This is a genomic window from uncultured Formosa sp., from assembly GCF_947500765.1.
Taxonomy (GTDB): Bacteria; Bacteroidota; Bacteroidia; order Flavobacteriales; family Flavobacteriaceae; genus Formosa.
In genome coordinates, this window is sequence record NZ_CANMTH010000001.1 from 76,659 (window position 1) to 90,488 (window position 13,830).

The window sequence follows — 13,830 nt, forward strand, 5'->3', positions numbered from 1 at the left end:
TTAACTTTTGTATTTATTGATATACCACTCTATTGTTTTCTTAATTCCTGTTTCAAAATTTTCATCAGCTTTCCAACCTAATTCATTTTCTAATTTTGTAGCATCGATTGCATAACGAAAATCATGTCCTGCACGGTCTTTTACAAATGTAATCTGATCGGCATATGGCTTTTCTTTTGGATATATTCCGTCTAAAATACCACAAATGGTATTTACTATATACATGTTATCTCGTTCGTTTCTACCTCCAATATTGTAAGTTTCACCGAACTTTCCAGTTTTATATACTAAAGCTATTCCTTTACAGTGGTCTAAAACATATAACCAGTCGCGGATATTTTTACCATCTCCATAAATTGGAATATCTTCTCCTGATAATGCTTTTCTTATAATTGTTGGAATTAATTTTTCATCGTGTTGTTTCGGTCCATAATTGTTAGAACAGTTAGTCGTTAAAACATTCATCCCATAAGTATGAAAATAACTTCTTACAACAAAGTCTGAAGACGCCTTAGAAGCACTATATGGGCTATTTGGAGCATACGGTGTAGATTCTAAAAACAATCCTGTTTCTCCTAATGTACCATAAACTTCATCTGTAGAAATATGGTGGAACTTATTATTTTCACAACCTTCTTTAAACTCAAAAGGGCCATTCATCCAAAATTTCTTAGCAACATCTATTAAATTAAATGTTCCAAAAATATTGGTTTGCATAAATGCATCTGGATTTTTTATAGAATTATCTACATGAGATTCTGCAGCAAAATGGATTACTCCTGAAAATTTATATTTCTCGAATAATTCTTCAATTAAATTACGATCGCAAATATCACCTTCAACAAAAGTATAATTTGGATTGTTTTCTACTTCAGATACGTTAGCGACATCTCCTGCATAAGTTAATTTATCTAGGTTTACGACATGAATATCATTGTTTTCTTCTAAAAAATACGGTACAAAGTTCGAGCCAATAAACCCTGCTCCTCCGGTTACTAAAATTGAAGTTTTATCCTTCATAATTTTTTATAAATTTAATAATTTTAGTTGCTAAAAATAGCACATACAATATAATGAATGCTAGTATTGGTAGTATTAAAATGTATTTTTCATGAATGACCGACACTTTATTACCAACAGTTTGAAACCTAGAAACGACATCGAAAAGCACATCTTCTTCTAAATTGTCTTTTTCTAATCGAACTAATTGAGCTTTTAATTCAACCTCTCTATTAAATAATTCAAATTCTTTAGTCACAGATTTATCTTTTTCAAAAGACAAACCATCTCCTATTGTCATTCCCTTTCTTGATTGTGATTGTGACTCAGCTTTTAAAACGGAAATATACACTTTTTGTAAAGAATCAATTTTAACTAAAGATGAATTTATATTTCCTTTTTCAATTTCATATAACTTATTCTTCTTATTCATTAAAGTTTGAGAATAGGTATTCTCAAAAGTTCTATTCAATCCTACTTCTAAATCTTGAAAAATATTATTTTTTACTGCATTAACTTTAATTTCATAGATTTTAGATGAATAGATGTCTCTTCCTTCTAAATACTTTTGATATGAAAAACTATTTGCTGTGGCAGAATCAGTGGATTGTAAAAATTCTTCGTATTCTAAAACTAAATCAGACTCTGTTTCTGGTCCAGCATTTACTTCAAACCCAATTATACTTTTTGCTATTAGAGTATCTATTTTAAATAGATTTGCTAGTCCTTTATAATTTTTATTTTCTAAAAGTGAATTGTAATAATTTACATTATTAATAAGCTGGAATTTAGAATCATAATAAGGTTTGACCAACATATTAGACGTATAAATTATTGGCTTCTTTTTATCTAAAAAATAGCCTAATACAGCAAAAATAATCATGATTACACCAATAATTTTAGCATACTGTACAATAGGTTTCAGAAAATAAATAATTCCTTTAAAAAGGTAAACAAATAGGCTTCCTATAAATTTAAAAAAATTAGAAAATCCTTTCCCTATATAATTAAACAATACAATTAAATCGACTTCATCTGTCGTATTTTGTTGGTTTGTAGGTTGATTAGAGTTTGAATGCTCTGGTAAATTTGTGTTCATTTAATTAAATATTTGTTGTAATATCTTCCTGGTTATTAAATACGTTGGCTTAACACCTGTGGTACCTAAACCTCCTGAAGCTAAAGTACCTCCTGTTTCTAAAGGATTATCACTAGCATAATATGCATACCTAACTTTTACGTCTGGAGAAATATTACCTCTAACTTTAGAAGCTGACTGAATAGCTTTTTGATAATGAGTACCCTCCATTTCTAATCCGATAACATTCCAAGATGAGTTATAGAAAAATTTCAATATATCTTTATTCTGAAGAGAGGTTCCTAAAACAGTAATCATTGTGCCTTCAAAAACATTTAGACCATGCCCTTCTAAATCAGCTTTACTTAGTTCATTTTTAAACGGATAATTGTCTGCAGTACCTTCAAATATGTGAGCTGAAGGAATCATAATATCTCCTTTACCACCCTCAAGTATTCCTGCTTTTCCCATTATAGAAAGAGATTCTACATTTAAATACACTTTTTTACCTGCTACTTTATAAGGTTTTAAAAGTTCGTCTATAGTTTCAAAAGCCTGTTCTCCAAAGGCATAATCCATGACTAAGATTACTGGTTTTTCTTCTTTCAATTTAGCTTCATTAGAGTCTATATCTAATTTAGAAAAATCAATTTTCGCTGTATCAAAAATTTGAACATCTATATTTGTTCCAGAAGCATCTTCTATAAAAATCATTCCATTTTGTAAAGCTTCCTTATACACTTTAGTACGCAAAGCCTTATTATCTTTGTGACTAATTGCTTCATAAACTTCAAAAACATCTTTTTTTGCTACTAATGGTTTTAAAGCTGTTGGAGCAAAAATTGTATTCATTACACTGTGCATATTTGCACTTATTACATGAATAGGACGTTCTAATAAGTTGTTTTTAAATAATACATGTTTTATATTATTTGCCCAAACTTCTCCATGAATATGGTGTCCTAATCTTTCTCGTAACATTGGACTAAATGTAACAGTCCGTTTATCATTATTTATAACTTCTTCTATCGCTAATTTACCTAACCAATATACAATATGTAATAAACGTTCTGGACGACTTGGTGTAGAAAACTGATCGTAAATTTCAGTAATCTCGTTAAAAGTTCTACCTAAAATATTTGCTGTGTATGTAATCGCCGTTTCTCTATCTGGATCTGTTAATTCTTCATTTTCAAGAACTCCTTTTTCAAGTTTTAACCAATCTCTAGTCGTCTTACCTTCATCATCAATAAGAACACGTTTACTTATTTTATGAGATTCGATAAATAGAAAAGTAAGGTGTGTAAGTATATCGTAAATTTCTGATCGTCCACGAGTGATTTCAATATTCATCTGATCATCGTCAATGCGATAACAGTTACGACGTCTTTTTGGAGGAATTATTGCTTTAAAATGAGAATTAGCATAACCTTCATCGCTAGTTAAGTTTATATAACGACATTCTTCTATTCCAATAGGAAGTCTATCAATTATATATAATAATCCTTCTAATTCTGCTTTTTCATCACCAACAGATCCATAAATTTCAGGTCTTAAAAGCAGCAAGGCTTCTCTTAATGTTTCACCAGAAATTCCCATTGGTTTATAAAACCCTCGATTAAACAAATGTCTCATTGTTATATACATGCGCTCAATAGCACCTGAACTCTCTTGAGCTCTCGTTCTTTCGTGATGTTTTTTGTTACCCATAAAAATGTTTTCCGTGCAAATATAGCACTATTTAGTTACTTTTAAGGAATATAGCTTATCTGCTATTTTTCTATCGTTAGCCAATCTTGGTATTTTATTCTGACCGCCCAATTTCCCTATAGATTTCATATAATCTTGAAATCCGTCTTTTTTAATTGAAGTAATTTTTAATGGCTGAAGTACTTTTCCAACAATTAAATCGTAGTAATAACTGTTTTGTTTTTGAAGCGATTTGTCTAAATTAGAAATTAACTCTTGAAAATTTTCAGGTTCATTTTCAAATTCAACAAACCATTCATGATAAGGCAATCCCGATTCTGGATTTATTTGTGGAGCAACGGTAAATTCTGAAATACGAATATCTGTATTTGCTGTAGCGTCTTTCATAGCCTGCTCTACTTCTTTACCTATAACGTGTTCCCCAAAAGCTGAGATAAAATGTTTTATCCGTCCTGTAACAATAACACGATATGGTTTTAACGATGTAAAGGCTACCGTATCTCCAATATTATAAGCCCATAAACCAGCTGTTGTAGAGATAATCATTACATAATTCACGTTTAACTCGACATCTTTTATCGTGATACGCTTAGGAGCTTCTTCAAAAAACTCATCTGCTTTTATAAACTCGTAAAAAATACCTGAATTTAACTGTAACAACATGCCTATTTCATGTTGTTTATCTTGATAAGCAAAGAAACCCTCACTTGCTGGATATAATTCTATACTATCTACTTTTCGTCCTATTAATTGTTCGAATTTTGCACGGTATGGTTCATAATTCACACCTCCAAAAATGAATAAATTAAAATTTTTAAATACATCGCCAACCTTTTCTCCTGTCTTCTCTTGAATTTTTTCAAAATACATTTGTACCCAAGAAGGAATACCTGAAATAATGGTCATATCTTCCGGCAAAGTCTCTTCAACAATTGCATCTACTTTTGTTTCCCAATCTTCAATACAGTTAGTCTCCCAACTTGGTAGTCTATTTTTCTGAAGATATTTAGGAATAAAATGTGCTACAATTCCTGACAAACGCCCTAGGTTTACACCATTCTTCATTTCTAAAACAGGACTTCCCTGAAGAAAAATCATTTTACCATCTACAAAACTAGAATTCCCTGTTTCGTTTATATACAATAAAATAGCATTCCTTGCCGCCTCAATATGCGTAGGCATACTTTCTTTAGTAATTGGAATATATTTAGCACCTGATGTGGTTCCTGATGTTTTTGCAAAGTATAATGGTTTTCCTTTCCAAAGTATATCTTCTTCTCCTTCAACTACTTTTAAAACATAAGGTTTTAAATCTTCATAATCACGTACAGGAACCTGTTTCACAAAATCTTCAAATGTTTTTATATTTTGAAAATTATGGTCCTTTCCAAACAACGTAGATTCTGCTTCGGAAATTAAATCCTTAAAGACTTTATCTTGAGTTGTTATAGGATCGTTCGCCCATTTCTGAACAGACTTAAATATATATTTAGCAAAAGGTTTTGCTAATAGTGCTTTTATAGACATCATGGTTTAAAATCGATAAAATTAATTGGATTTATAGGGTAGCCATCACTCCATAATTCGAAATGCAAATGTGGTCCAGTGGTAAACTCTCCTGAATTTCCAGCCGTAGCGATAACCTCTCCTGCTTTAACTAAATCACCTTGATCTTTTGTTAAAGATGCATTGTGTTTATATACTGAAATTAACCCATAACTATGTTCTAAAATAATTACATAACCTGTTTGAGTGGTCCATTCTGCAAAAATCACACGTCCATCTGCAGTGGCTTTTATTGGCGCATTTTTAGCTACAATAATATCTACAGCAAAATGTTTATCGTTTGCATTATACGATTCACTAATTTCACCATTAACAGGAGGAAATAACACAAAATTTGCGGCAGTAGTTGCAGAATCGAATAAATTATATTTATCTTCTTTATCTACTTTCTCTCTTAATATTGAATCTGCTCGTGTAGCACTTAAATCGACTTGACTTGCTTCAAATTTAGTGGCAGCTATAATAGAATCTTTATCTATATTGGTACTAGAAACATCTCCTTCTAATACTTTTTTGATTGATGTATAAAATTGTTCGTTTTCATGCAACACTTGTTGTAACGAATCTACTTGATAATGTAATTCTGTAGCCGATTTTTTTAGAGCGGAAGAGGAATATCCAGGAATATATTCTCGCAATGGTGTAAATGCGATAAAAATAGTTGTACCGGCTATTAAAAAAATACTGGATAATGATACTACTACAAATACATTTAATCGTGTAAGTTTAAATGATAGACGCTCTTCAAAAGTGTCTTCATTTAAAATAACGAGACGATACTTATGCAGTAACTTCTTCGCTATTTTTTTATTTTTAGTTTTCTTTTGCTTCATCTTGAAACAAAATTAAATAAATTTATTTCATGAAACCTTTATGTTTTCCTAAAGTTATTACTAAAACATCAATATTAAACTTTAATTATTACCTTTGCTTTTTAAACTTGAAATAATATGATCTCTATAGGAACTTTTTTAGTTATTGGTGCACCACAAATTATCTTAATCGTGGTTATTGTTTTATTACTTTTTGGAGGTAAAAAGATACCTGAACTTATGCGTGGATTAGGAAGCGGTATAAAAGAGTTTAAAGACGCATCTAAAGAAGAAGAGGATGGTTTAAAAAAAGACAAAAAGGAATAATATAATATTTATTACATAAAAAAGCCAACAATTAATTGTTGGCTTTTTTATGTAATATTTTGTAGGTAATTATTCTATTTTTATAGATTTCAAGATAGCTTCTAACTCAAATACATAGTCGCGTTTTTCTACAGATGGAGCAAAGGTAAATCCTTCAACTACAACTAATCTATTGTTCTCCTTATCCTCAATCATATAATTTATAAAAGGTCCAGACATAAAGGCATTTTTAACATCCCAAATCCCTTTAGTTTCAATAGCGGGCTTATTATCTAATGTCTTTTCAAATAAATAAGGCGCATATGCTTTTTCTGTAATCATAAACGTACCCTCTGTTGGACCAGGAATATGAACTTTACCAATAGAGTCTCTAATTTTAATTATTTGATTTACCAAACTATCGTTATGCTTAAGTTTGTTTAATGGCAATTCGTAAACCATTATATTTTGTGTTCCTGTTGTAATATCTTTTCTTAACCAAAAGAATTTATCATCCTTTTTCGCAATTCGATAAGCAGAGGGAATCTCCATTTTAATACCTAACGCGTTTTCTATAGTATCTATTTTAAGAAGCGATAATTTAATTCTGCGTTGCTTTTCTTTTGTTTCTTGACTTTTAAAAGCTTCTACAATTTTTAAAGCATTACTTTCTAATTGCTCAACAACTTCATCTTCAGTTTTACCAGAAACAACCACTACTTTTTGAGGAATTGCAAATACGTTTTTAGCAAATTTGACTGTTGATTCTTTATTGGGCCCTATTTCTATTTTTAAAACCGTTCTGTTTTTTGTTACAAAACCACTAAAAACCTGGGGTGGTATTTGACTTAAAGAAAACAATGGTTCGTCTTGTGGTAAACCATCTACGGGAGATGCCATTGTACTTCGTACAGCTTCACCTACCTTACCTTGCCACATTTCATTACTAACAACAACAGATAAGTTATTAAGATTTCCAGAAGAGTCTGACAAAAGTTTTTGTTTTTTGCCACCATTACAGCCAGTAAGTACCAACAAAAAAGCTGATACAAAAAATAGAATTTTATGCATAATGTTCGATTTTAACAGAATGATTAGCCTTTATACATTTTTAAGGTCATTCCTGGTTTTAAACTTGTACCGCTAATACCGTTCCATTCTTTAATATTTTCAACAGAAATTCCAGAATGTTTTTGAGCGATGCTCCATAACGAGTCTCCTTGCTTAACAATATAGGTTTTTCCGCTTGAAGTTTTTGTTCCTGAAGACGCTACAGTTGATGTTGTTTTTTTAGGAGTTACTGTCGAATTTCTTGGATAAATTGTTAGACGTTGTCCTATACTTAAATTATTACTTCTTAGGCCATTCCATTGTTTTATTTGGCTTACACGTACACTAAATTTTCTTGCAATTTTACCTAAATAATCTCCAGACCGAACTGTATATCTTGTTTTCGTTTCAGATTCTATAAACTGTGGTAATGGTTTTTCTCTTTTATTAAATTCAGCTTTAGCATATGCATAAATTTTTTCTTCATTAGACACAAAAGGCCCAATCGCAGGAATAGGTAAACGTAATGTATGGGTTTCGTCTTTTATAAAAGGAATAATATCTAATTTATAGGACGGATTTAAAAACTGTAGCTCTTCAATTTTAACTCCTGTTACTTCAGAAACCTGATCTAAAGTAATCATTTGTTTCACGTGGAGCGTATCTGTTTCAAGATATGCAAATTCTGGTTTTACTCTAGAAAATCCTAATTCTTCAGCATTTTCAAAAATATACATTGTTGCTAAAAAGGCTGGTAAATATCCAGCTGTTTCGCGTGGCAAATAATTTCTAATGTTCCAATAATTTTCATAACCTCCAGAACGTCGTATCGCTTTAGTTACATTTCCTGGTCCTGAATTATAGGCCGCTAAAGCCAAATCCCAATCACCAAAAACACTATATAATTTAGAAAGGTATTTTGCTGCTGCTTCTGTAGATTTTAAAGGATCGCTTCGTTCGTCTACATAACTACTCACATCTAAATCGTAATATTTACCTGTAGCATACATAAATTGCCACAAACCTGTAGCACCAACTCTAGATTTTGCTCTTGGTTTTAAAGCAGACTCTACAATGGCTAAATATTTTATTTCTAACGGAATATTATAATTATCTAATTCGCGCTCGAACATCGGGAAGTAATATTCACTTAACATCATTAGTCTTTGAAGAGAGTTTCTTCGGCGCTTTAAATAAGATTTAATAACACTCTCTAAAGCCGGGTTGTAAACGACATTAAAAGGTGTTTTTGCATCTAATTCTAATAGTCTTTTTTTAAGTGTATCTGTATTTAATTCTGGATAATCGACATCCTCGAAAGTAAGCTCTGTTACAGATTCGTAAATAGAATCGTACAACGTATTATTATACAACTCTTCTAGCCAAAGCTGATCGACATTTGCAGAGTAAGTATGATCTTTAAGATTCTCAATATTTAGAGAATCGGTAATCACATTTATATCTTGTTTATAATATTTTTTACCGCTTATAACGGTATCTACAACATATTTTTGACCAGAAACTAACATATCTTCTGTTAATCGTTCTGCAACTACTTGTTGTGCTTGAGTTACTTTACTTTCACTAGTAAGTAAAGAATCTTGATCCACTATTTTTGATTGAGGATTCTGAGCATAAAAACATGTTATTTGTAGAAATGCAAAATAAAAAAAATACGAATTTAGTCGGTGCTTCATTAATAAAACCTTTAGTTGGGTATAACGTGAAAGCCGCTAAATTCGTATTTTTATACTGAAAATGAAAGTTAAAGTTATAAAACTCTTAAGCTATCATTAATTAAATCTGTGTATTTTAGTCTAAAATTGCAGCAATTCCAGGTAAAGTTTTTCCTTCTAAACTTTCTAACATAGCACCACCACCGGTACTTACGTAGCTTACTTTGTCTTCAAAACCAAACTGTTTTACTGCAGCAACAGAATCTCCTCCACCTACTAAAGAAAACGCTCCATTTTTAGTAGATTCAGCAATAGAATCTCCTAAAGCGATTGTTCCTTTAGCAAAATTTGGCATTTCAAACACACCTAAAGGACCGTTCCATAAAATAGTTTTGCTCTCTAAAACCACTTTATTAAAGTTCGCGATAGATTTTGGTCCAGCATCTAAACCTTGCCATCCTTCAGGAATTGCAGTTACATCTACTATTTGAGTTTCTGCATCGTTACTAAAAGCATTTGCAGCAACAACATCTACAGGAATATGTATTTGTACGTTTTTCTCTTTAGCTTGCTTTAAAATATCTAAAGCCAATTCCATTTTATCATCTTCACAAATAGAATCTCCAACATGCCCCCCTTGTGCTTTAACGAAAGTAAATGTCATACCTCCTCCAATAATTAAGTGATCTACTTTATCTAAAATATTTTCGATAATCGTAATTTTAGAAGATACTTTTGCACCTCCTAAAACAGCTAAAACAGGCTTTTCTCCTGTTTCCATAACCTTTTGGATACTTTCAATTTCTTGAGCTAACAAGAAACCAAAACATTTCTTTTCTGGAAAAAATTGAGCAACAATAGTTGTAGATGCATGTGCTCTGTGAGCAGTTCCAAAAGCATCATTTACATAAATATCTCCTAATTTAGAAAGTTGCTCTGCAAATTTTACATCACCAGCAGTTTCTTCAGAATAAAAACGTAAGTTTTCTAATAATAAAACTTCTCCTGGCTGAAGATCTGCAACAGCTTTCTCTGCGACTTCACCAACACAATCTGAAGCAAATTTTACAGTTACTCCTAAAACATTAGATACTTCATCTATAATATGTTTTAAAGAAAATTCATCCTGAACACCTTTTGGTCTTCCTAAGTGAGACATTAATACACAGCTTCCTCCATCTTCTAAAATTTTAATAATTGTAGGTTTAGCAGATACTATTCTTGTGTTATCTGTTACATTAAAATCCTTATCTAAAGGCACATTAAAATCTACTCTAATTAATGCTTTTTTATTATTAAAATTGAAATCATTAAGTGTTTTCATCCTAAAAAGTTTTGATGTTATTCTACAAATGTAAACAATAATAAACAGCTTTAAAACGTGTTTTTTTACGAAAACGTTTTCTATTTTAAAAGATTTTTAAAAAATTAAGATCACATTACTTAAAATACAGATAAATCTTAATTTCATTATAAAAGTATCACACATTTAAATCGCTGCTTTAATTAAAAAATATTTAGTTTTGCGACATGTTATTTAAAGATATTTTAGGTCAGGATCATATTAAAAATCATTTAACACAAAGTGTAGATAATGGTCGTATACCACATGCGCAATTATTTGTTGGTCCAGAAGGTTGCGGTACCTTACCAATAGCTATCGCTTATGCGCAATATATTTTATGCAAAAACACAAACGGAGAAAATAATACAGGTAACGAATCCTGCAACCTAAAGTTTAATAACATTTCCCATCCCGATTTGCATTTTGCTTTTCCTGTAACTACAACTGGTAGTATAAAATCGCATCCTGTTTCTAGTCATTTTTTAACCGAGTGGCGACAATTATTAAAAGAACAACCTTACGGAAATCTTTTTGATTGGTATAAAATGTTGGGTGTAGACAATAAACAAGGACAAATTGGTGTAGACGAAGCACAAGATATTGTTAAAGCATTAACTTTAAAAGCTTACGAAGGCGGATATAAAGTGATGATTATTTGGATGGCCGAAAAAATGAATGCCGCGGCTGCCAATAAATTATTAAAATTAATTGAAGAGCCACCTAGCAAAACAGTTTTCCTTTTAATTGCAGAAGAAGAACAAAATATTATAAATACCATTCGTTCCCGCTGTCAAGTTTTACATTTTCCGGCACTAGCAGAAGAAGTTATAATTAAAGCACTTGTAAAAGATTACGAGATAAAAGAAAATGTAGCTACTAAAATTGCACGTCAATCCAACGGAAATTACAACAAAGCTTGCGATTTAGTTTATCACGATTCTGAAGACACTCAATTTGAAGACTGGTTTGTACTTTGGGTACGAAGTGCTTTTAAAGCAAAAGGAAATAAAGCAGCCATTCACGATATTATAAGTTGGAGTGAAGAGATTGCCAAAACTGGTCGTGAAACACAAAAACAATTTTTACTTTTTTGTATGGACTTTTTCCGTCAGGCGATGCTTCTAAATTACAGTGCAAATGAATTAGTATACTTAGAACCTAAAACTGCTTTTAAACTAGAAAAGTTTGCGCCTTTTATTCATAACGGAAACATTATGGATATTTATGAAGCGCTTCAGGATGCTATTTATCATATTGAGCGTAACGGAAATTCTAAAATTGTTTTAACAGATTTATCTATTAAACTAACACGTTTACTTCATGCGAAACAAGATTAAATAGCTATGAAAATTATTTTAAATCATAGCGCAGAATTACTTATTCTTATCTTTTTAATTATTACGTTTTTAATGAGTGTTATAGATAAATTAACCGATTGGAAAGGTAATGTCTCCTTTTTAAAATTACATTTTGCTCATACGTTTGTACCACCATTAATTCCGACAACTTTATTTATTATTTTAATTTTAGAAGTACTAACAACCCTGTTTTGTAGTCTTGGAATTTTTGAAATTATAACTCAGAAAAGCACTAATTTCTCACTGTTGGGTACCATTTTTTCTTGCCTAGTTTTACTCATATTTTTAATAGGCCAACGTATTGCGAAAGATTTTGATGGCGCCAGAAACATTACTATTTATTTTATAGTTTCAATCTTTGCTGTTTTTCTATTTCAATAGGAATATTACACATCATTTATTCAAGAAAAAAACAATTTATTTTTTTTGTTTAAAATTTCATTTTTAATCAACTTTCATAATTTTATTTTTTAAAAAAAATTGATGTTTATTTTAATAATTAAATAGCTAGTAATCAATAAAATACATCTTTTTTAATTTTGAACTCATTGTACAAAAAAAGAACAAAAAATTTATCTATTGATTCAAAAATTTTACGCTGTATTATTTTAAGTTTTTTCTAAAAAAAATACGTTCAAATTTTCTATTTTAAAGACCACTCCTAATACAAACTCATAACTATTAAATCTTATCAATTTAAACTTTTATCTATCGCATTTAAGCGGTAGCTGCCCTAGCTTTACAGAACAAAATTTATTTCTCATTTTATAGTAACATAACATGTAAAATCAATATATAATTCTAAAGTAATTACAGATATAAAATGGTTATCTCTGTAATTAAAATATTTATAAAACGAATTAAGGAAAACGATATGGAGTTAAATATAATTTATCGTTAATTGATAGTGTCATAAAAATTACACAATTATGAAATACATTTTAACTTTCCTGCTACCAATAATTGCTTTTAGCCAAAATTATAAAACCACTAACAAAGACTTTAATAATGATGGGGATTTAGACACTTTAGAATCTTATTACGACGGAGGAAGTAGTTTTGGAGGCACTTATGTTACACTGATAAACGGAAAGACAAAAGATACTTTTAAACTTAATAGTTTTGGATGTTTTTGCGATATAAAGGAAACTATTCTTATTCCACCTAAATTAATGGAAGACAGTAATAAACCCTTTTTAGACGCTATTAAAAAAGAATTGTTACCTGAAAAATGGGATACACCGGAAGCGTCACTGCAATGGCTAATCACCTCTAATATGAATTATAAAAAATTAAAAGATAATACATATTTCGACTTAATTATTAACACGCCACCAAAATGGATTTCAGGAGAAATAAAATTACCTAAAACCTACTATATTGATGTTAAAGGCGAGACACTTGATAAATTATTTTTTACTAATGGCAAAGTTCCAGATTGGTACAATCCATTAACAACAGAAGGTTGGTTAATTTACTATGGACACAATCATTTTCGAAATAAAAATGAAAATGGCTTACTTATGATTGAAAAATCTCCTGCTTATAAAGTCTTTAAGTCATCTCAAGGAGTTATTTTAAAAAAAGATAATTCTTATGCTTGGCTTTTTGTTGCAGATTACGGAATCACTGGTTCTCCCGAAAAATTAAGGAGAGATGCCATTGGCAAGTTAAAATTAGTAAATAACTATATTATTATTCAACTAACTAATTCTCTAAATTTTTCAAATCCTATTTTTATTATTGATATTGAAAAAGGAATTACTGTAAGACTAAATGATGATGAAGATTACAAAAAAATATATAAAATAGAGAAGGATGAAATAATCATTGAAACGACTTTAAATACTAAATCATATCTATTAAAAGACCTCTTTAAAGAGTTAAATAAAATTGAATTATAAACTTATATATAGTGTTGTAATAATAA

At 30.2% G+C, this 13,830-nt stretch carries 12 protein-coding genes; 4 read left to right on the forward strand and 8 right to left on the reverse strand.

Translation table 11 applies throughout. The features are described from left to right. From rfbB to Q1B05_RS00380, 5 genes are read right to left on the reverse strand one after another with little or no spacing between them, the layout of a single operon-like run. A complete protein-coding gene (gene rfbB / locus Q1B05_RS00360) occupies nucleotides 1–1,020 on the reverse strand; it encodes a dTDP-glucose 4,6-dehydratase (RefSeq protein WP_299776504.1) in 1,020 nt (339 codons plus the stop codon). After that, nucleotides 1,010–2,098, reverse strand: a complete 1,089-nt coding sequence (locus Q1B05_RS00365; protein ID WP_299776505.1) for a hypothetical protein — start codon at nucleotides 2,096–2,098, stop codon at nucleotides 1,010–1,012. The genes rfbB and Q1B05_RS00365 overlap by 11 nt, the downstream gene beginning before the upstream one ends. After that, a complete protein-coding gene (locus Q1B05_RS00370; protein ID WP_299776506.1) occupies nucleotides 2,099–3,787 on the reverse strand; it encodes a hypothetical protein in 1,689 nt (562 codons plus the stop codon). Between the two features lie 27 nt (nucleotides 3,788–3,814). Beyond that, nucleotides 3,815–5,317 (reverse strand): GH3 auxin-responsive promoter family protein, encoded by a 1,503-nt coding sequence (locus Q1B05_RS00375; RefSeq protein ID WP_299776507.1) that lies wholly within the window; start codon nucleotides 5,315–5,317, stop codon nucleotides 3,815–3,817. Further along, nucleotides 5,314–6,186, reverse strand: a complete 873-nt coding sequence (locus tag Q1B05_RS00380) for a M23 family metallopeptidase (protein WP_299776508.1) — start codon at nucleotides 6,184–6,186, stop codon at nucleotides 5,314–5,316. The genes Q1B05_RS00375 and Q1B05_RS00380 overlap by 4 nt, the downstream gene beginning before the upstream one ends. Before the next feature lie 117 nt (nucleotides 6,187–6,303). Between Q1B05_RS00380 and tatA the strand changes: the two genes are divergently transcribed. Beyond that, entirely contained in the window at nucleotides 6,304–6,492 is a 189-nt protein-coding gene (tatA, locus tag Q1B05_RS00385; RefSeq protein ID WP_299776509.1) for a twin-arginine translocase TatA/TatE family subunit, read from the forward strand. A 69-nt stretch (nucleotides 6,493–6,561) separates the two neighbouring features. Here the strand turns inward: tatA and Q1B05_RS00390 are convergent, their stop codons facing one another. The 3 genes from Q1B05_RS00390 to Q1B05_RS00400 form a co-directional block, all read right to left on the reverse strand. After that, on the reverse strand, nucleotides 6,562–7,542 hold the full coding sequence (locus Q1B05_RS00390) for a DUF4837 family protein (RefSeq protein WP_299776510.1): 981 nt from the start codon (nucleotides 7,540–7,542) through the stop codon (nucleotides 6,562–6,564). A 23-nt stretch (nucleotides 7,543–7,565) separates the two neighbouring features. Continuing rightward, on the reverse strand, nucleotides 7,566–9,050 hold the full coding sequence (locus Q1B05_RS00395) for a lytic transglycosylase domain-containing protein (RefSeq protein WP_299777449.1): 1,485 nt from the start codon (nucleotides 9,048–9,050) through the stop codon (nucleotides 7,566–7,568). Nucleotides 9,051–9,333: 283 nt separating this feature from the next. Continuing rightward, nucleotides 9,334–10,521 (reverse strand): phosphoglycerate kinase, encoded by a 1,188-nt coding sequence (locus tag Q1B05_RS00400; protein WP_299776511.1) that lies wholly within the window; start codon nucleotides 10,519–10,521, stop codon nucleotides 9,334–9,336. A gap of 206 nt (nucleotides 10,522–10,727) precedes the next feature. On the opposite strand from Q1B05_RS00400, the gene Q1B05_RS00405 reads away from it, so the two are divergent. The 3 genes from Q1B05_RS00405 to Q1B05_RS00415 all read left to right on the forward strand — a co-directional run bounded on the left by Q1B05_RS00405 (nucleotide 10,728) and on the right by Q1B05_RS00415 (nucleotide 13,804). Further along, nucleotides 10,728–11,879 carry a DNA polymerase III subunit delta' gene (locus tag Q1B05_RS00405; RefSeq protein ID WP_299776512.1) on the forward strand — a complete coding sequence of 384 codons (1,152 nt, stop codon included), beginning with the start codon at nucleotides 10,728–10,730 and terminating at the stop codon, nucleotides 11,877–11,879. A gap of 6 nt (nucleotides 11,880–11,885) precedes the next feature. Beyond that, a complete protein-coding gene (locus Q1B05_RS00410; protein WP_299776513.1) occupies nucleotides 11,886–12,281 on the forward strand; it encodes a DoxX family protein in 396 nt (131 codons plus the stop codon). A 548-nt stretch (nucleotides 12,282–12,829) separates the two neighbouring features. Further along, nucleotides 12,830–13,804 (forward strand): hypothetical protein, encoded by a 975-nt coding sequence (locus Q1B05_RS00415; RefSeq protein ID WP_299776514.1) that lies wholly within the window; start codon nucleotides 12,830–12,832, stop codon nucleotides 13,802–13,804. Nucleotides 13,805–13,830: the final 26 nt, after the last annotated feature.

What these genes read in the sequence shown, in the direction of transcription:
- Q1B05_RS00395 (WP_299777449.1), bottom strand. Translation starts at nt 9,050, where the DNA reads ATGTTAGTTTCTGGTCAAAAATATGTTGTAGATACCGTTATAAGCGGT.
- tatA (WP_299776509.1), top strand. Translation starts at nt 6,304, where the DNA reads ATGATCTCTATAGGAACTTTTTTAGTTATTGGTGCACCACAAATTATC.
- Q1B05_RS00365 (WP_299776505.1), bottom strand. Translation starts at nt 2,098, where the DNA reads ATGAACACAAATTTACCAGAGCATTCAAACTCTAATCAACCTACAAAC.
- Q1B05_RS00400 (WP_299776511.1), bottom strand. Translation starts at nt 10,521, where the DNA reads ATGAAAACACTTAATGATTTCAATTTTAATAATAAAAAAGCATTAATT.
- Q1B05_RS00410 (WP_299776513.1), top strand. Translation starts at nt 11,886, where the DNA reads ATGAAAATTATTTTAAATCATAGCGCAGAATTACTTATTCTTATCTTT.
- Q1B05_RS00380 (WP_299776508.1), bottom strand. Translation starts at nt 6,186, where the DNA reads ATGAAGCAAAAGAAAACTAAAAATAAAAAAATAGCGAAGAAGTTACTG.
- Q1B05_RS00415 (WP_299776514.1), top strand. Translation starts at nt 12,830, where the DNA reads ATGAAATACATTTTAACTTTCCTGCTACCAATAATTGCTTTTAGCCAA.
- Q1B05_RS00405 (WP_299776512.1), top strand. Translation starts at nt 10,728, where the DNA reads ATGTTATTTAAAGATATTTTAGGTCAGGATCATATTAAAAATCATTTA.
- Q1B05_RS00370 (WP_299776506.1), bottom strand. Translation starts at nt 3,787, where the DNA reads ATGGGTAACAAAAAACATCACGAAAGAACGAGAGCTCAAGAGAGTTCA.
- Q1B05_RS00390 (WP_299776510.1), bottom strand. Translation starts at nt 7,542, where the DNA reads ATGCATAAAATTCTATTTTTTGTATCAGCTTTTTTGTTGGTACTTACT.
- Q1B05_RS00375 (WP_299776507.1), bottom strand. Translation starts at nt 5,317, where the DNA reads ATGATGTCTATAAAAGCACTATTAGCAAAACCTTTTGCTAAATATATA.
- rfbB (WP_299776504.1), bottom strand. Translation starts at nt 1,020, where the DNA reads ATGAAGGATAAAACTTCAATTTTAGTAACCGGAGGAGCAGGGTTTATT.